Origin of the sequence: Mycobacterium sp. 29Ha (genome assembly GCF_032883055.1) — a bacterium.
Taxonomy (GTDB): domain Bacteria; phylum Actinomycetota; class Actinomycetes; order Mycobacteriales; family Mycobacteriaceae; genus Mycobacterium; species Mycobacterium gallinarum.
In genome coordinates this window covers 105604-122125 of the sequence record NZ_JAMQTI010000006.1, presented here as the reverse complement: position 1 = coordinate 122125, position 16522 = coordinate 105604, and the positions used below count along the sequence as shown (strand labels likewise).

Annotated in this window: 23 protein-coding genes and 1 pseudogene; 10 read left to right on the top strand and 14 right to left on the bottom strand. The window is 66.2% G+C overall.

The window, feature by feature from the left end; all coding sequences use genetic code 11:
- The first annotated feature begins 54 nt into the window (after positions 1 to 54).
- The 3 genes and pseudogenes from M1248_RS09840 (at position 55) to usfY (ending at position 919) form a co-directional block, all read left to right on the top strand.
- Entirely contained in the window at positions 55 to 426 is a 372-nt protein-coding gene (locus M1248_RS09840) for a hypothetical protein (RefSeq protein WP_317148215.1), read from the top strand.
- Positions 423 to 521, top strand: a pseudogene (locus tag M1248_RS09835) (flavodoxin); the annotation flags it as partial. The gene M1248_RS09840 and the pseudogene M1248_RS09835, both read left to right, overlap by 4 nt.
- 89 nt (positions 522 to 610) lie before the next feature.
- Positions 611 to 919, top strand: coding sequence for a protein UsfY (gene usfY / locus M1248_RS09830; protein WP_163736079.1), 309 nt, complete (start codon positions 611 to 613; stop codon positions 917 to 919).
- A 63-nt stretch (positions 920 to 982) separates the two neighbouring features.
- Here the strand turns inward: usfY and M1248_RS09825 are convergent, their stop codons facing one another.
- The 4 genes from M1248_RS09825 to M1248_RS09810 all read right to left on the bottom strand — a co-directional run bounded on the left by M1248_RS09825 (position 983) and on the right by M1248_RS09810 (position 2862).
- Positions 983 to 1219, bottom strand: a complete 237-nt coding sequence (locus M1248_RS09825) for a CsbD family protein (protein WP_163736082.1) — start codon at positions 1217 to 1219, stop codon at positions 983 to 985.
- 103 nt (positions 1220 to 1322) lie between these two features.
- Positions 1323 to 1520, bottom strand: coding sequence for a hypothetical protein (locus tag M1248_RS09820; RefSeq protein WP_163736084.1), 198 nt, complete (start codon positions 1518 to 1520; stop codon positions 1323 to 1325).
- A 76-nt stretch (positions 1521 to 1596) separates the two neighbouring features.
- Positions 1597 to 2613: a DNA topoisomerase IB gene (locus tag M1248_RS09815; protein ID WP_317148214.1), complete on the bottom strand. Its 1017-nt coding sequence runs from the start codon at positions 2611 to 2613 to the stop codon at positions 1597 to 1599.
- A gap of 81 nt (positions 2614 to 2694) precedes the next feature.
- Positions 2695 to 2862, bottom strand: a complete 168-nt coding sequence (locus M1248_RS09810; protein ID WP_317148213.1) for a hypothetical protein — start codon at positions 2860 to 2862, stop codon at positions 2695 to 2697.
- Positions 2863 to 2983: 121 nt separating this feature from the next.
- Between M1248_RS09810 and M1248_RS09805 the strand changes: the two genes are divergently transcribed.
- Complete coding sequence (locus tag M1248_RS09805; protein WP_163736090.1) at positions 2984 to 3418, top strand: ATP-binding protein; 435 nt, start codon at positions 2984 to 2986, stop codon at positions 3416 to 3418.
- Between the two features lie 62 nt (positions 3419 to 3480).
- Positions 3481 to 4203 (top strand): RNA polymerase sigma factor SigF, encoded by a 723-nt coding sequence (locus tag M1248_RS09800; RefSeq protein WP_410506649.1) that lies wholly within the window; start codon positions 3481 to 3483, stop codon positions 4201 to 4203.
- Here the strand turns inward: M1248_RS09800 and M1248_RS09795 are convergent.
- A complete protein-coding gene (locus M1248_RS09795) occupies positions 4174 to 4617 on the bottom strand; it encodes an STAS domain-containing protein (RefSeq protein ID WP_317148212.1) in 444 nt (147 codons plus the stop codon). The two genes, M1248_RS09800 and M1248_RS09795, sit on opposite strands and share 30 nt — an antisense overlap.
- A gap of 264 nt (positions 4618 to 4881) precedes the next feature.
- Here M1248_RS09795 and M1248_RS09790 point away from each other — a divergent pair, with 264 nt between their 5' ends.
- Positions 4882 to 5418 carry an NTP transferase domain-containing protein gene (locus tag M1248_RS09790; protein WP_163736100.1) on the top strand — a complete coding sequence of 179 codons (537 nt, stop codon included), beginning with the start codon at positions 4882 to 4884 and terminating at the stop codon, positions 5416 to 5418.
- A 16-nt stretch (positions 5419 to 5434) separates the two neighbouring features.
- On the opposite strand, the gene M1248_RS09785 is transcribed toward M1248_RS09790, so the two are convergent.
- Positions 5435 to 5764, bottom strand: coding sequence for a hypothetical protein (locus tag M1248_RS09785; protein WP_163736103.1), 330 nt, complete (start codon positions 5762 to 5764; stop codon positions 5435 to 5437).
- Between the two features lie 22 nt (positions 5765 to 5786).
- Here M1248_RS09785 and M1248_RS09780 point away from each other — a divergent pair, with 22 nt between their 5' ends.
- Positions 5787 to 6485 carry an SDR family oxidoreductase gene (locus tag M1248_RS09780; protein ID WP_317148211.1) on the top strand — a complete coding sequence of 233 codons (699 nt, stop codon included), beginning with the start codon at positions 5787 to 5789 and terminating at the stop codon, positions 6483 to 6485.
- A 19-nt stretch (positions 6486 to 6504) separates the two neighbouring features.
- On the opposite strand, the gene M1248_RS09775 is transcribed toward M1248_RS09780, so the two are convergent.
- The 7 genes from M1248_RS09775 to M1248_RS09745 form a co-directional block, all read right to left on the bottom strand.
- On the bottom strand, positions 6505 to 8304 hold the full coding sequence (locus M1248_RS09775) for an acetyl/propionyl/methylcrotonyl-CoA carboxylase subunit alpha (protein ID WP_163736108.1): 1800 nt from the start codon (positions 8302 to 8304) through the stop codon (positions 6505 to 6507).
- A gap of 117 nt (positions 8305 to 8421) precedes the next feature.
- The gene (locus M1248_RS09770; RefSeq protein WP_317148210.1) at positions 8422 to 9222 is read right to left on the bottom strand and encodes a hypothetical protein; all 801 of its coding nucleotides are present in this window, start codon (positions 9220 to 9222) and stop codon (positions 8422 to 8424) included.
- A gap of 63 nt (positions 9223 to 9285) precedes the next feature.
- Entirely contained in the window at positions 9286 to 9696 is a 411-nt protein-coding gene (locus M1248_RS09765; RefSeq protein ID WP_317148209.1) for a SufE family protein, read from the bottom strand.
- Positions 9693 to 10580: a sulfurtransferase gene (locus tag M1248_RS09760; protein WP_163736117.1), complete on the bottom strand. Its 888-nt coding sequence runs from the start codon at positions 10578 to 10580 to the stop codon at positions 9693 to 9695. Before M1248_RS09760 ends, M1248_RS09765 begins: the two co-directional genes overlap by 4 nt.
- A 25-nt stretch (positions 10581 to 10605) precedes the next feature.
- Positions 10606 to 11247, bottom strand: a complete 642-nt coding sequence (locus M1248_RS09755; RefSeq protein ID WP_163736120.1) for a Maf family protein — start codon at positions 11245 to 11247, stop codon at positions 10606 to 10608.
- Positions 11244 to 11495 (bottom strand): acyl-CoA carboxylase epsilon subunit, encoded by a 252-nt coding sequence (locus tag M1248_RS09750; RefSeq protein ID WP_163736123.1) that lies wholly within the window; start codon positions 11493 to 11495, stop codon positions 11244 to 11246. The genes M1248_RS09755 and M1248_RS09750 overlap by 4 nt, the downstream gene beginning before the upstream one ends.
- Positions 11492 to 13132, bottom strand: a complete 1641-nt coding sequence (locus M1248_RS09745) for an acyl-CoA carboxylase subunit beta (RefSeq protein ID WP_163736126.1) — start codon at positions 13130 to 13132, stop codon at positions 11492 to 11494. The genes M1248_RS09750 and M1248_RS09745 overlap by 4 nt, the downstream gene beginning before the upstream one ends.
- Before the next feature lie 95 nt (positions 13133 to 13227).
- Between M1248_RS09745 and M1248_RS09740 the strand changes: the two genes are divergently transcribed.
- A complete protein-coding gene (locus M1248_RS09740; RefSeq protein WP_163736130.1) occupies positions 13228 to 14034 on the top strand; it encodes a biotin--[acetyl-CoA-carboxylase] ligase in 807 nt (268 codons plus the stop codon).
- Between the two features lie 21 nt (positions 14035 to 14055).
- Positions 14056 to 14574 carry a PH domain-containing protein gene (locus tag M1248_RS09735; protein WP_163736132.1) on the top strand — a complete coding sequence of 173 codons (519 nt, stop codon included), beginning with the start codon at positions 14056 to 14058 and terminating at the stop codon, positions 14572 to 14574.
- Here M1248_RS09735 and M1248_RS09730 read toward each other — a convergent pair.
- Positions 14529 to 15212: a GtrA family protein gene (locus tag M1248_RS09730; protein ID WP_163736135.1), complete on the bottom strand. Its 684-nt coding sequence runs from the start codon at positions 15210 to 15212 to the stop codon at positions 14529 to 14531. The two genes, M1248_RS09735 and M1248_RS09730, sit on opposite strands and share 46 nt — an antisense overlap.
- 126 nt (positions 15213 to 15338) lie before the next feature.
- Here M1248_RS09730 and M1248_RS09725 point away from each other — a divergent pair.
- On the top strand, positions 15339 to 16522 hold a 1184-nt coding region (locus M1248_RS09725; protein ID WP_317148287.1), incomplete at its 3' end, for a 5-(carboxyamino)imidazole ribonucleotide synthase.

Below are 16522 nucleotides of genomic sequence, written 5' to 3'. Positions count from 1 at the left end.
GCGCAGGGAATCTTCTAACCCGTTCCCATCGGTGACTTTCGGGAGAGTCCGGCCGTGTACCAAAGCCCTGAGCGTGTGCGACAAGACGACGCCAACGTGCGTGATGCTGTGCGTTTCGGCGCGGCTTTCGCGGTGGCAGGCATCGCGTTCCTGTTCACCGCCGCCGTCTGGGTGAGTACCTGCAGCGGCGCGACGGCGGACACGGTTGCGTGCGGGGCACCCCAGCGAACTCTGCTTGCCCTCGGGGCACCCATCATCCTGCTGTTCGGCGGGCTGCGCGCCTTCTTCCGCACGTACCAGACGTGGCGCAGGCAGGAAACGTGGTGGGCATGGCAGGGCGTCGGCTGGCTCCTGCTGACGATGATGCTGTTGGTGCTGACCATGAGCCTGCCGTCGCTGGCCGGACCTGCGGTGTTCGGAGGATGACTGATCAGCCGCTGACGGCGGTTGCACTCGTGTGCAGCCTCAAGCCCAGCCCGGCGCCATCGAGCAGCGAGTTGATGGCCGAGCATGTCTGCGATGTTCGTTTCTCCCCCAGCGGAGCGGGGTAGATCTACCGTTGAATCAGCCCATTTAGGGCGGCCACAGGTATGCCTAGAGAGGAGTACCGATGAAAGGCCCAAAGGATCCCGTAGACCATGCGCGAACCACACGCCCGCATGCCGGGGAGTCAATGAAAGACAACAAAATCATGCCGGGGCTCATCCTGATAGGAGTGGCCCTGGTGCTGTTCGTCTCATGCCTGGCGGCATTCGCCACCAAGCACCATGACGTCGGGCTGATGCTGGCTTCTTTCGCCGGCGTCGGATTCGTCGCCGGCGGCGGATGGCTGATGATCGAGCACCTGAGGGTGCGGCGAATCGAAGACCGTTGGTACGCAGAGCATCCCGATGCCCTGCGTCAGCGACCAAGTAGTTAGGACGCACGAAAGCGAAAAAGGCCCAGCCGGTTGGCTGGGGCCTTTTCCGTGGAGAATTTGAGGCTACTGCTCGGCTTTCTGACGCTCCTCGGCTGCCTTGGCTCCGCCGCGTGCGGATTCAGCTTCGGCTTCCTTCTTGGCGGCGTCCCGCTGGGCGTCGGCCTTGTCCTGCTGGGCTTCGCCCTCGCGGACCATGTCGTCACGGCCGGTCACGGTGCCGACAGCTTCCTTCGCCTTGCCCTTGACGCCTTCGACGACGCCCTTGATGCCTTCTTCGGGGCCACTGTTCTTCTCAGTCATACGTTGCCTTTCCGCTATGTAGTGGAATCGGTCCAGCCCACTTCTTGAGCGTGGGGCCGCGGGGATCGCCCCGCGATCCAAGGGTTACCCGGGCCTGTGGACGCTAAACGCGATCGTCTTCGGGGTCGATGTCAACCGTTTCCAGCTGTTCCTGCCAGTCGGCGGCGGCGGCCTCGAGGGGCAATTCGCCTGGCGGCTCGGCAGTTGCTTCCTCGTCCAGACCCGGCTCGCTCACCGGCCGTAGTTGGTCGGCGGCGTCGGCATCGGGAATGTCGTAGGGGAGGTCTTGATCGTCGCGCATGATGCTCGAGGATACCCTCGTCCCGGATCCGAAAACGATTTGGTGCTTGAGTTTTTGGTCTCCTACGGCCCCGGCGCTAGCTCTTTGCGACCTTGCGGATCAGCCGTGCGGTGCTGCGGTCCAGAATCTCTTGCCGCTTGGCTGGGGCTCGGGTCTTCGCGGCGCGCTTGGCGGCGGTCGCGATAGTCAGGCCAGATTCATACCCCTCGACGACGCGGGGATCCACGTAAGAGCGGCGCGCCACCGCCGGGGTATTGCCGAGTTCCTCGGCGACCTCTTTCATGACCGCCGATTCCACGCGCTTGATCACGGACTTGTTCTCCGGCGGATCGGCGTCCACGAATGCCGCCGCCGCCAGCACCGTGCCGTGCCAAGTGCGTAGATCCTTGACGGTGTACTCGTCGCCGACGAGTTCCTTGAACCGGCTGTTGAGATCGTCGGCGTGCAGGTCGGTCCACCCGGAACCGTTGCGGCACACCAGCAACCGCTCGCCGCGATGCGGTCTGCGCATCAGCGAACGCACCGACCTGACGACCTCAGGATCCTCGATCAGCAGGGTGCGGCGAACGCCACTCTTGGCCGGATAGTCGAACTCAACCGCGCCACTCTGCAGCGTCACATGTTCGCAAAGCAACGTCGCGAGGCCAAAGGAGTTGTTCTCCTCGACGTACTGTTCTGACCCCGAACGGAAGTAGCCGAGATCGAGCAGTTGCAGCGCCAGAGCGATCACCCGATCGCGGGTGAGCCCCCGCCCGCTCAGGTCCGATGCGATCTGGCGCCGCACGTCGGGTAGCGCCGCCGACATGTCCAGGGCCCGGTCGAATTTCTCCTCGTTCCGGTCCTGCTGCCACTTCTGGTGGTAGAGGTACTGGCGCCGGCCTGCGGCGTCTGTTCCCACCGCCTGGATGTGGCCGTTGGGATGAGGGCAGATCCACACCCTCTTCCAAGCCGGAGGGATCACAAGCTGTTTGATGCGCTCGAGCGTCGTGGCATCGGTGATCGACGCACCGTTCGCGTCGTAATAGGAGAACCCGCGGCCGCGCCGGACTCGGCGCAGTCCGGGGCCACGGAGATCGCTACGACGAAGCCGCATGTTTGGCGGACGACCACGCGAGGGTAAGGGACGTGGACCATGGCGAATCACGGACCACGCTGGACAGGCTCATCTGCGGTATCACTGCATCATCGGCGCGAGGATGAGGAACGCCCCGGCATATATCGCCACCAAGATCAAGATCAACGCCAACAGGACCAGTCCGGCAGTCACGATGACTCGGCGCAGTCCCCGGGTGCCGCCCGGGTCTGCGTCGCCGAGCTGACTGCGCGACCCCATGTACTTCATGACCGGGGTTTACCCGGCCTGAGCGCATGCCACACTTTGGTACCGACTGCTCGCGGGAACTCCCGTGGTTAGCCGGGAGCGGACCTGGGGTAACCTCGCTTCGATATTGCCGGGAGGTCAAATGGCCGACGTTGCCAACACGAAGAACGGGCACCTACGGAACGCCGGGTCGGTCGAACTTCGGGTCGCCGCCACACTGGAAAATCTTGCAGTGCTGCGCACGCTCGTGGCGGCGGTCGCCACATACGAGGATCTGGACTTCGACTCCGTCGCCGATCTGCGGTTGGCAGTCGACGAAGCGTGTACGCGCCTCATTCGCTGCGCGGTCCCCGATTCCACACTGCTGCTCGTCGTCGATCCGCGCGACGACGCGGTCGTCATCCACGCATCGGCGCCATGCAAGAGCCCCGACATCCTGGCCCCCGGCAGCTTCAGCTGGCACGTGCTGAGCTCACTGACCGACGATGTACAGACTTTCCAGGACGGGCAGGGCCCTGAGGAAGGACAGGTCTTCGGGATCTCGATGACGACAAGGCGAGCGAGCTCGTTGCAGTGAGCCCTTCGACGTCACAGGGTTCGTCGTCGCGATCGAACTCTGAGTACGCGGATGTCGCGGACATGTTTCGCGAACTCGAAGGCGTACCTCAAGACAGCGCGGCCTTCCAGCGACAGCGAGACCGCATCGTGGAACGCTGCCTGCCACTGGCCGACCACATCGCCCGTCGGTTCGACGGGCGCGGCGAGTCCCGCGACGATCTCGTCCAGGTCGCCCGTGTCGGCCTGGTGAACGCGGTCATCCGCTTCGACGTGAACGCCGGATCGGACTTCGTGTCGTTCGCGGTGCCGACGATCATGGGCGAGGTCCGGCGACACTTCCGGGACAACAGCTGGTCGGTCAAGGTGCCCCGCCGGCTCAAAGAATTGCACCTGCGGCTGGGCGCCGCCACAGCTGAACTGTCTCAGCGGCTCGGCCGCGCACCCACCGCCTCGGAACTGGCCATCGAACTGGAGATGGACCGCGACGAGGTCGTCGAGGGTCTGGTGGCGGGCAGCTCCTACAACACGCTGTCCATCGACAGTGGCGGTGGAGGTAACGAGGACGCGCCCGCGATCGCGGACACGATAGGCGACGTCGACCTGGGACTAGATCAGATCGAGAACCGAGAAGCGTTGCGGCCCTTGCTCGCAGCGTTGCCCGAGCGGGAACGAACGGTTCTGCTGTTGCGCTTCTTCGAATCGCTCACGCAGACCCAGATCGCCGAACGGGTAGGTATCTCGCAGATGCACGTGTCCCGGTTGCTCGCGAAATCTCTAGCGCGGCTGCGGGACCAACTGCAGTAGGCGGGGCGGCTCACCCTGTACCGCCGACAGGGCGGTGTCGACGCCGCCGAAGAACGGCAGAAGCGAATCGGGATCACAGATCTGCACCAGCCTCGTGACCGCTGGGCTGGGCACTGAAGCCCAGGTGATGGATTCGTCGGCGCAGCGCACGTTGAGTGTGTGCAGCGCCGAAAAGCCGGATGTGCCAAAGAAATCGACGCCGCTCAAGTCGAGCACCAATCGGTTGATGCGATCGCCGTGTCGCAGCGCGTAGTCGACGAGCGCGTTCGCGTTCGCTGCGTCGATCTCGCCGTGCGCCGTGACCACCGCGGTGTCCGGCGGTAGCGAACGGGTCGCGAAATGGGCCGAGTGCGACTCGGCGCGCTCGATCAAAGACTCCGGTGGCGTCGGAGCATCGTGTGTTCGGGTAGACATTGTGACTCCATCAGTGGTGAATACATCGATTCGTACTGTGGCTCACGTCAAATTGGGCCCTGCGCTTTTGAAAGCCTGGCTGCAGGGCCACAGCCCTGCACGTCGATGACGTTTGCAGCTGGCTGTGATTTCAACCTGATTTGAACCCTACGCCTCACGATCGAAAACGACAACGTGAATGACGCGGACGTCATAAGTCCAGTTCACGGCGTTGGACTCGGCGCGCGTTTGTATGAAACGCCTGGTGGACCCACACTTGTCGACATGTCGACCACGGCCGCCGGTATTTTGCTCGCCGCCGGGGCGGGCGCGCGCTTCGGTATGCCCAAAGTGCTTGCTGCACAAGGTGAGTGGCTGAGATCAGCGGTGGCGGCGTTACACCATGGCGGGTGCGACGACGTGGTCGTCGTGCTGGGCGCGGCGATCGTCGATGTGCCTGCTCCCGCCCGCGCCGTCATCGCGACTGACTGGTCAGACGGGTTATCCACATCCTTGCGTACGGGTCTGTCGGCCGTCGAGGCCGACTTCGCGGTGCTGCACACCGTCGACACCCCCGACGTAGGCGCCGAAGTGGTGGACCGCGTGCTGGCCGCGGCGCGATCATCGACGTCGGGCCTCGCGCGCGCGTACTTCGGCGACACGCCCGGCCACCCCGTCGTCATCGCCAACCGGCACTGGACCGAACTACTCCGAGGACTGCGCGGCGACGAGGGCGCGCGCGCGTTTCTCTCGGCGCGCCCAGACGTCGCCGCTGTGGACTGCGCTGACCTGGCGACCGGCCGCGACATCGATTCCCCGTGATCGGCCGCCGATCGGATCAGGGGATCGTCAGCCCCAGCATCGCCATCGCGAAGCGTCGCACCGACTGCTCGGCCACCGCGACGGCGTCGTGGTGACCGTCGCGCGCTCTGGACCGCAGAGTGCCGGCCGCCGGATCGATACTCACCTCGGCCAACATCTCACCGGTCGTCGGTTCGCAGACCGCCCACGTGTACCCGGTGTCGGAGGCCCATCGCGCCGTACAGCGCGCCACATGGCCCGGATCGGACTCGCCCATTGCCGCGAGCGCGGGGCGGTCGTCCATGAACTCGTCCTCACGCAATGCGCGCAGATACCAAGCGCCGGCATTAATCTCCACGGGCTCCACCTGTCGATGGTAGGCATGGCCTGTGAGGATCACAGTGATCGGTGCCAGCGGTCTGATCGGCACCAAGGTGGTGGCGCTACTCGAGGCTGACGGGCACGATGTCGTCGCGGCATCGCGTGGATCTGGTGTGGATGTCCTCACCGGCGACGGGCTCGGGGAGGCGCTGGCCGGGGCCGACGCGCTCGTCGACGTCACGAATTCTCCGTCGTTCGAAGACGGGCCGGTGTTGGAGTTCTTCACCACGGCGACGGCGAATGTGGTTGCAGCCGCGGAGAACGCCGGGGTCGGACACTATGTCGTGCTGTCGATTGTCGGTGTGGACGGTCTGCCGCTCAGCGGGTACATGCGGGCCAAGGTCGCGCAGGAGAAGCTGCTCGGTCAATCCGGCATGCCCTACACCATCGTGCGCGCCACGCAGTTCGCCGAGTTCACCGACGCCATCACCGGATCGATGACCGTCGGCGACGAGGTGCGCGTTCCCGATGCGCTGATTCAGCCCATTCCTGCGGACAGGGTCGCATCCGACGTCGCGCGCGCCGCCGTCGGCGGACCGCTCAACGGTGTCGTGAACATCGGTGGGCCGCAGAAGATCCCGTTCGAGAAGATGGCCCGCGACACATTGGCCCGGCAGGGCGACGACACCAAGACCGTCGTCGTCGACCCCGAGGCCGGCTACTTCGGCACGCCGCTGCAGCGCAACAGCCTCGTCACGTCCGACTAGCGCGATTCCCGGCTGAGGCCTACTTGATCTCGGCGAGCACCGTGCCCTGCGTGACGGCCGCACCTGGCTCGACCGCGAGGCCGGTGATGACGCCGTCCTTGTGCGCGGTGACCGGGTTCTCCATCTTCATCGCCTCGAGGACCACCACGAGGTCGCCCGAAGCGACCTCCTGACCCTCTTCGACGGCCACCTTGACCACGGTGCCCTGCATCGGTGCGGTCACCGAATCGCCGGATGCCGCCGCGCCGCCGTGCGAACCACGCTTGCGTGCCTTGGGCTTCTTGCGGACGACGCCGCCGCCCGCCGGTGCGCCACCGCCACCGCCGATGGCCAGATCGCCGGGCAGCGACACCTCGATGCGCCGGCCTCCCACCTCGACGACGACCGACTGCCGCGGAATGGTGTCTTCCTCTTCGATCGCTTCACCGCCGGTGAACGGTTCGACGGTGTTGTCCCACTCGGTTTCGATCCACCGGGTGTGCACGTCGAACTTCTCGCCGTCACCGATGAACGCCGGGTCCGACACCACGGCGCGGTGGAACGGGATGACCGTCGCCAAGCCCTCGACATGGAACTCGGCCAGCGCACGGCGCGAGCGGGCCAGCGCCTCCTCGCGGGTGGCCCCGGACACGATCAGCTTCGACAGCATCGAGTCGAACTGGCCGCCGATCACCGAACCGGCCTCGACGCCGGAGTCCAGCCGCACACCGGGACCAGTGGGGATGTCGTACCGGGTGACCGGGCCGGGCGCGGGCAGAAAGCCGCGGCCGGCGTCCTCGCCGTTGATGCGGAACTCGATCGCGTGCCCGCGCGGCGTCGGATCCTCGGTGATGTCCAGTGCCTCGCCGTTGGCGATCTTGAACTGCTGCAGGACCAGGTCGATGCCCGCGGTCTCCTCGGTGACCGGATGCTCGACCTGCAGGCGGGTGTTCACCTCCAGGAATGAGATCAGCCCGTCCTGGCCGACGAGGTATTCGACGGTGCCTGCGCCGTAGTAGCCGGCCTCCTTGCAGATCCGCTTGGCCGACTCATGGATCTCCTTGCGCTGCGCGTCGGTCAGGAACGGCGCGGGCGCCTCCTCGACGAGCTTCTGGAAGCGGCGCTGCAGCGAGCAGTCGCGGGTGCCTGCGACGACGACGTTGCCGTGCGTGTCGGCGATGACCTGAGCCTCCACGTGGCGCGGCTTGTCCAGGTAGCGCTCGACGAAACACTCACCGCGGCCGAACGCCGCGACGGCCTCACGGGTGGCCGACTCGAACAACTCCGGGATCTCTTCGATCGTGCGGGCGACCTTCATGCCGCGGCCGCCGCCGCCGAACGCTGCCTTGATGGCCACCGGTACGCCGTACTCTTTGGCGAACGCAACGACCTCGTCGGCGTCCTTGACCGGGTCGGGGGTTCCCGGGACCAGTGGCGCCTCGGCGCGCGCGGCGATGTGCCGGGCGGTGACCTTGTCGCCGAGATCACGGATGGACTGCGGGCTGGGGCCGATCCAGATCAGGCCGGCGTCGAGCACGGCCTGAGCGAAATCGGCGTTCTCCGAGAGGAATCCGTAGCCGGGATGGATCGCGTTCGCGCCGGACTTCTCGGCCGCCTCCAACAGCTTCTCGAAGACGAGGTAGGACTCGGCTGAGGTCTGGCCGCCGAGTGCGAACGCTTCGTCGGCAAGCCGCACGTGCGGTGCGTCGGCGTCGGGTTCGGCGTACACGGCCACGCTTGCAAGCCCGGCATCCTTGGCTGCCCGGATCACCCTGACCGCGATTTCCCCGCGATTGGCGACGAGCACCTTGGAGATCTTTGAGCTGGCGTGACTTGCCACTGCGCCTCCTGACGGCATCGTTTTTAAGAAACGTCTTTAAGAATGTATCGGAGGCAGTTTAGGCGGCAGCACGACGCCCACGCCAAACCGGTATCGGTTACTGCCGGGTAGCTCCGCTCACAGTGCTCGGTTGTGCGCCAGGAGATCGGTGGTGCGCCGCTTGCGTTTGGTGTCGCGCCACCTCCTGACCGCCCGGATGACGGGACCCTCCGCCCCGTAGGGACGGCCGTAATGGAGGACAAGCGTCACCCGCAGAGTGTCTTTGGACCAGGGCAGTACGGAGTGCAGCGCACGGTATCCCCTGAAGAGGTACGCATCACCGGGGACGAGCGGGATTGTGAACGCAGTGGGGTCGTCCTCGTAGCGCTGGCGCATCCGGCGGCCGTGCATCTGGTTGTGCACGAGCAGTCGCTCGGCTGCGCTCAGCGCGGCCCACCGGCGGTGCGGGCGATGGTCGGGGAATATCGCCACCTGGCCGGTGCCATCGGCGGGAACGACGATCGGAACAAGCATCGTCAACGCATTCGAGTCGTAGTGCCAGTCGAACGGCGGGGTCTCCACATTAGAACCGTCCAGTATGCGAAGAACTCGCTGCTGATAACCCGCGTAACCAAATTCAGCGGATTCCGGCAGCGACGTCAACGAATGCAGAAATGTCTCGATGCGCAGGTGATCGGCCAGCGCTTCGATCGTGGGGCACTCCCAGGAGTCCGCGTTGGTCAAGTTGTGTTCACGCCGCCCATGGCGAGCAAGGTAAGCATCCACCTCACCGCGCGCGGCGGCGAGCCACTCGGCCGCGATGATGCCGCGGAGGGAAACCAGTCCGTGCTGGTCCAGGTCGGCCTTGGCGTGGCTGGCATGGCTCGCCAGATTCGCCGCTACCGCTTCGGTGTGGCGTTGCACTTGCGTTTCCCCCATCTGCAAAGCATTACCCGCAACGTTTTCCCCCATTCACCTCCACAGCACCTTCACAGCTCGCCGTTATCTGAGCCGTTTCTTGATACGGGCCAGCATCGCCGACATGCCGCGCAGCCGCAGCGGGCTGATCAGCGCGGCCAGGCCGAGTTCGCTGTAGAAGTCGTCGGGTACGGCGAGGATGTCTTCGGCGGGCTGTGAGTCGAGCCCGGCCGCCAGGATCGCCGCGAAACCACGCGTGGTCGGCGCCTCCGCGGGCGCGCTGAAATACAGCCGGACGTTGTCCCGGTCGGCGGCGTCGACGTGGAGGAACAGCGGTGACTGGCATTCGGGCACCGGCTCCATGGCCGCCTCTTTGAGTTCGGCGGGCAGCGGCGGCAGTTCACCCGCGAACTCCAGCAGCAGCTGTAGCTTGTCCTGGCCCTGCATCTCCTTGAAGTCGGACACGACCTCGGCCAGCGCGGCCGGCATCGTCATGTCGGTTCGCCGGGCTCTTCTCCGACGGCCACGGGCACCCGCACCGCGTTGCCCCACTCGGTCCAGGAACCGTCGTAGTTTCGCACGCCTTCGCGGCCAAGCAGATGCGTGAGCACGAACCAGGTGTGGCTGCTGCGTTCGCCGATGCGGCAGTAGACGACGGTCTTGTCGTCGTCGGACAGGAAGCCGTACAGCTCGTCGAGTTCGGCGCGGCTACGGAACTGGCCGTTGTCCCTGGCCGCCTTGCCCCACGGGATCGACCGTGCGGTCGGGATGTGCCCGCCGCGCAGCGCGCCCTCCTCGGGGTAGTCCGGCATGTGGGTGCGCTCCCCGGTGTACTCCTGCGGTGAGCGGACGTCGATCAGCGGCTGCGAGCCGATGATCTCCAGCACGTCCTCCTTGTAGGCGCGGATCGGCGCGTCGTTGCGTTCGACCACGGGGTAGCCCGTGGTCTGCTTGGACGGTACGTCCAGGTTGGTGTCGCGGCCGTCGGAGATCCACAGGTCGCGCCCGCCATCGAGCAGGCGCACGTCGGGGTGGCCGAACAGCGTGAACACCCACAGGGCGTAGGCGGCCCACCAGTTGCTCTTGTCGCCGTAGATGACGACGGTGTCATCGCGGGAGATGCCCTTACGGTTCATCAGCTCGGCGAATTGCGCGCCGTCGATGTAGTCGCGGACCGTCGGGTCGTTGAGGTCGGTGTGCCAGTCGATCTTCACCGCGCCGGGGATGTGGCCGGTGTCGTAGAGGAGCACGTCCTCGTCGGATTCGACGATGGCCAGTCCGGGCCTGCCGAGGTTGCCCGACAGCCAGTCGGGGGTGACCAGGCGTTCCGGGTGGGCGTACTCGGCCAGGGCGGGGGCGGGATCGGCGGGTAGCGGCACACTGCGAGCCTACCCACGCGGCGGATCAGCGCAGCGGGTTGGCGGACCAGAGTTCGGCGATCGACAGGCCCCCGTCGGCGAGTAGCCGACGGATCAGCGGCAGTCCGATACCGATCACCGACGACGGATCGCCGTCGACGCCGTCGACGAACCAGCCGCCCAGCCCGTCGAGCGTGAATCCACCCGCGACCGCCGTGGGCTCGCCGCTGTCGACGTAGGCATCCAGATCCGCTGTGGACGGGCTGGCGAACCGCACCGTGGTCACGGTGGCATCGGCGGCACGCCACGCTATTGCGTTGTCCTGCAAACGAATCACGCTATGGCCGGTGTAGAGCTCGCCCGAAGTCCCCGCCATCTGCTGCCAGCCGGCGCGCGCCGCGTCGACGGTGGTGGGCTTACCGCGCAATGTGCCATCGTGGTACAGCATCGAATCACAGCCGATGACAACGCAATCGGCGGCGACGTCGGCATCGAGGACCCCGACAACGGCATCCGCCTTTGCGGCGGCCAGCGCGGTGGTCACGTCGGCGGGGGTGGCCGACGGTTCCAGACGGGCCATGACGGCGTCCTCGTCGACACCGGAGACGATGACAAGTGGGTCGATTCCCGCCTGGCGCAACACCTTACGGCGACCGGGCGATGCTGACGCGAGAACGAATCGCGTCATCGATGGCGCATGTGCGTCCGTTGCTGAAGTGTCACCTTCTGCCAGCTGAAGAACGAATAGCGCAGCCGGTCGACCGGATGCCCCCACAGGTTCTCTTCCTGCTCCCTCGGCTCGGCGGGGGTACCGGAAGCGGCGGCGAGCACAGCGATGACCGCGGCGATGTCCTCATCGGTCGGCTTGCCCTTTACGACCTGGATGGGCACTTCGTGGTCGTGGTGCTCTGCGGTCACGGCCTCGTCTCCGGTCATAGCGGGATGTTTCCGTGCTTCTTCGGCGGCACCTGCGTGATCTTGCGTTCGAGCAGGCGCAGGGCCGTTGCGACGTAGCCGCGGGTGTGCGACGGCGGGATCACCGCGTCCACATAGCCACGTTCGGCGGCGATGTACGGATTGACCAGAGTGTCCTCGTACGTCTGCTGCAGCTCCAAGCGAAGCGCGTCGACATCCTGACCCTCCTTGGCCGCCTTGGCCAGCTCCTGCCGGTACACGAACCCGACCGCGCCCGCGGCGCCCATGACCGCGATCTGCGCGCTCGGCCACGCGACGTTCACGTCGGCGCCCATCTCCTTCGAGCCCATGACGCAGTACGCGCCGCCGTAGGCCTTGCGGGTGATGACGGTGATCTTGGCGACGGTCGCCTCGCCGTAGGCATACAGCAGCTTCGCGCCGCGGCGGATGATGCCGTTGTACTCCTGGTCGGTGCCCGGCAGGAAGCCCGGAACATCGACCAGCATCACGATCGGCACGTTGAAGCAGTCGCAGGTGCGGATGAACCGCGCCGCCTTCTCCGAGGCGTTGATGTCCAGGCAGCCCGCGAACTGGGTCGGCTGGTTGGCGACGATGCCGACCGGTCGGCCTTCGATGCGGCCGAAGCCGACGATGATGTTCTGCGCGTAGCCCTGCTGTACCTCGAGGAACTCGTCGTCGTCGAGGATCCGCGTGATGACCTCGTGCATGTCGTAGGGCTGGTTCGGCGAATCGGGGATCAGCGTGTCCAGCTCGAGGTCCTCTTCGGTGAGGTTGTCCTCGATCGCGCCCTCCGGCACCGCGGCCGGGTAACGCGGCGGGTCGGCGTAGTTGTTGGCGGGCAGATACGACAGCAGGTCGCGGACGTAGTCGAAGGCGTCCTGCTCGCCGGTCGCCACGTAATGCGCGGTGCCCGACTTGGCCATGTGCGTGTGCGCGCCGCCCAATTCCTCCATCGTCACGTCCTCGCCGGTGACGGTCTTGATGACGTCCGGTCCGGTGATGAACATCTGGCTGGTCTGGTCGACCATGACGACGAAGTCGGTCAGCGCGGGGGAGTACACGTGCCCGCCCGCGGCGGCGCCCATGATCAGCGAGATCTGCGGGATGACACCGGAGGCCATGATGTTGTTGTGAAAGATGTTGCTGTACAAGCCAAGTGACACCACACCCTCTTGGATGCGGGCTCCGGCGCCGTCGTTGATGCCGATCAACGGACGCCCGGTCTTGATCGCGAGATCCTGAACCTTGACGATCTTTTCGCCGTAGACCTCGCCGAGGCTGCCGCCGAACACCGAGACGTCCTGGCTGAAGATGCAGACCTCGCGGCCGTCGATGGTGCCGTAGCCGGTCACCACACCGTCGCCGAACGGGCGCTTGTCCTGCAGTCCGAAGTTCGTGCTGCGGTGCCGGGCCAGCGCGTCGAGTTCGACGAACGAGCCCTCGTCCAGCAACGCCAGGATGCGCTCACGGGCGGTCAGCTTGCCCTTGGCGTGGATCTTCTCGACCGCCGCCTCTCCGACCGGGTGCAGCGTCTCTTCGGTGCGCTTGCGAAGATCGGCCAGCTTGCCTGCGGTGGTGTGGATGTCGATCTCGTGCTCGCCCGCGGGCTCGACCGACTGATCGCTAACGCTCGTCATGAGCGTCGATGCTAACGAACGGCGCCAACGACGCGGACAGCGCGTCCTTAATATCTCCTTAAGCAGCCGTGCGCGGCGTCGCTTACGTTTGGCCAATGACTGCTGAGCGCGCTCCCCTCGACGAGACGACGTTGCGTGCCGCCATCGAAGGCGGCCCGGTGTGGCGGACGGTCGACGTGGTGGCTCAGACCGGGTCCACGAACTCCGACCTGATCGCGCGGGCCAACAGCGGCGCCGACATCGCGGGCGCTGTCCTGATCGCCGAACACCAGACCGCCGGCCGCGGCAGGCAAGGGCGCAGCTGGGCGGCGGCGCGATACGCCCAGATCACGCTGTCGGTGGCGATCGATGCCGCCGCGGTGCCGACGGACGCCTGGGGCTGGCTTCCGCTGGCGACGGGGGTGGCCATCGTCGACACCGTGAACAGCATCGGCGTCGACGCCGGATTGAAATGGCCCAACGACGTGCTCGCCGGCGGCGGCAAATTGGCGGGAATCCTGGCCGAGGTCGCCGCCGAGCAACGGGTGGTCGTCGTCGGCATCGGCCTCAACGTGTCACTGCGTGGTGACGAGGTGGGCGTCGACGGTGTGACATCCCTCGTCGGGCTCGGCGTCGCCGCGCCGGATCGTCAGGAACTCATCGTTCGGCTGCTGACCGAGTTGGGCCGTCGCGTCGATGCCTGGCGCAGCGCCGGCGGCGCGGACCCGGAACTGATGGCCGACTACCGGGCCCGCAGCCTGACCCTTGGGCTGCCGGTCCGCGCGATTCTCCCCGGCGACCGCGAGATCCTGGGGGTGGCTCGCGACGTCGACGACCAGGGCCGGCTGTCGATCGACACCGACGGCGGGCCGACCATCGTCGCCGCAGGTGACATCGTCCACTTGCGGCCCGCGGACGGTTGATCCGGAATAGGGTCTTCGCTCATGGGATATCCGGAAAAGGTGCTCGCCCAAGACGAGCATGTGGTGCTGCACCGCCATCCGCATTGGAAGCGACTGATCGGTCCCATCCTGATCCTGTTGGTGATCACTGCGGTCGCGACGTTCGCGGCGGGCTACGTCAACACCACCAACTGGGATCCCACCGCCCGCAACGTCGTGATGATCGTCATCGCGGTCGTGTGGGCGGTCATCGTCATCTGGCTGACGGTCTGGCCGTTCCTCAATTGGTGGACGACGCATTTCGTCATCACCGACCGCAGGGTTATGTTCCGGCACGGGCTGCTGACCCGCTCAGGCATCGACATTCCGCTGGCCCGGATCAACAGCGTGGAATTCCGCCACGGCGTGCTTGATCGCATGCTGCGCACCGGCACGCTGATCATCGAGTCAGCGTCTCAGGATCCGCTGGAGTTCATGGACATTCCGCGAGTGGAAGAGGTCCACTCGCTGCTGTATCACGAAGTCTTCGACACCCTGGGCTCGGAGGAATCGCCGAGCTGAGCCAGTCGCCGCGCGCGGCGGGTCGGCCTGCGCAGCGGTGTCACGGTGCCGTCCGCATCGATCCCACGCAGAGCCGGGTCGCGAACATCCTCGACGGCTTCGGCGATACCCCCGCCGGTGAGCGTGGCCTCCAGTGCCTTGTCCGGGTTGCGACCGAACTCGTCCGGAAACACCCAGCGTCGGAACGCCCAGAAGCGGAAGGCCATCTGCAACAGGTTGCCGATGATGTAGGCCGCGACGAAGTCGGAGATGTTCTCCACAGTCAGGCTGACTTCGGGCACACGCAGCATCAGCACATAGCTGGAGAACCACAGCGGCGCCATCGAGAGCAGCACGCCGACGCCACTGAACGCGAAGAACATCAGCGCCTCGTGGTGCCGTTCCCGGCCGCCGCGGTCGCGGAAGCTCCATTCGCGGTTGAGGATGTAGGACGCGATCACCGCGACGACGCCGGCGATGATCTTGGCCGTCACTGGCTTGGGCTCCAGCACCGTGAGCTTCAGCGTGAAGAAGACCGTCGAGTCGATGACGAAGGTGGTGGCGCCGACGATCGCGAACTTGATGAGCTCGTGGTGCCGTTCGAAGTACGGCCGGATCGGGCTCGGGAGCCGCGCGATCGTGGCATCGGTGAAGGACACAACAGGGCAGTCTACGGAAATCGACCACGTCACGCGTACCCGTGCAGGTCACCGGCGGTAAACCCTAGGTCGGCATGACAACATAGGTCCGTGCCGCGCAATTCGACGAAGCCGCCGCTAGTGACCATGATCGGCGGCGGACAGCTGGCGAGGATGACCCATCAGGCGGCCATCGCGCTCGGTCAGACACTGCGTGTGTTGGCCGTCACACCCGAGGATCCCGCCGCTCAGGTGACCCCCGACGTGGTGCTCGGCGCCCACGACGACCTCGACGCGCTGCGCCGTGCGGCGGTCGGCGCAGATGCGCTGACGTTTGACCACGAGCACGTGCCTACCGAGATGCTCGACAAGCTGATCGCGGAGGGGGTGAACGTCGCGCCGCCGCCGACGGCGCTGATCCACGCGCAGGACAAGCTGGTGATGCGACGACGCCTGGAGGCACTCGGTGCGCCGGTGCCGCGGTTCGCGGCCGTGACGTCGCCCGGTGATGTGGACGATTTCGCGGCCGGTTCGGATGCCGCGCTGGTGCTCAAGACCGTGCGCGGAGGCTACGACGGCCGCGGTGTCACGCTGGCGCGCGATATCGCCCACGCGCGCGAGGCGGCCGCCGAGTATCTGGAGTCGGGGGCCGACGTCCTGGTCGAGGAGAAGGTCGAGATGCGGCGTGAACTCGCTGCGCTGGTGGCCCGTTCACCGTTCGGTCAGGGTGCGGCGTGGCCGGTGGTGCAGACCGTGCAGCGCGACGGCATCTGTGTGGAGGTGATCGCACCAGCTCCCGACCTCGCCGACGACGTCGCCGGTGCCGCAGGCGGTCTCGCGCTGCGCCTTGCCGAAGAGCTCGGCGTCGTCGGTGTGCTGGCGGTCGAACTGTTCGAGACAACCGACGGCGGGCTGCTGGTGAACGAGTTGGCGATGCGGCCCCACAATTCGGGGCACTGGTCGATGGACGGTGCGCGCACGAGCCAGTTCGAGCAGCATCTCCGAGCGGTGCTCGACTATCCGCTGGGGGACACCTCGCCGATCGCGCCGGTGACCGTCATGGCGAATGTGCTTGGCGCTCAACAAACCCCGACGATGAGCATGGACGAGCGACTGCATCACCTGTTCGGGCGAATTCCAGAGGCCAAGGTGCATCTGTACGGCAAGGGCGAGCGTCCCGGTCGCAAGATCGGCCACGTCAACGTGCTCGGGGCGGCGTGGGGATCCCCGGACGACGCCGCGTATGTCGGGGAGGTCCGGGAACGCGCGACGCGCGCGGCGCACTGGTTGTCGCATGCGGAATGGACCGACGGATGGAGTGGGCACCGATG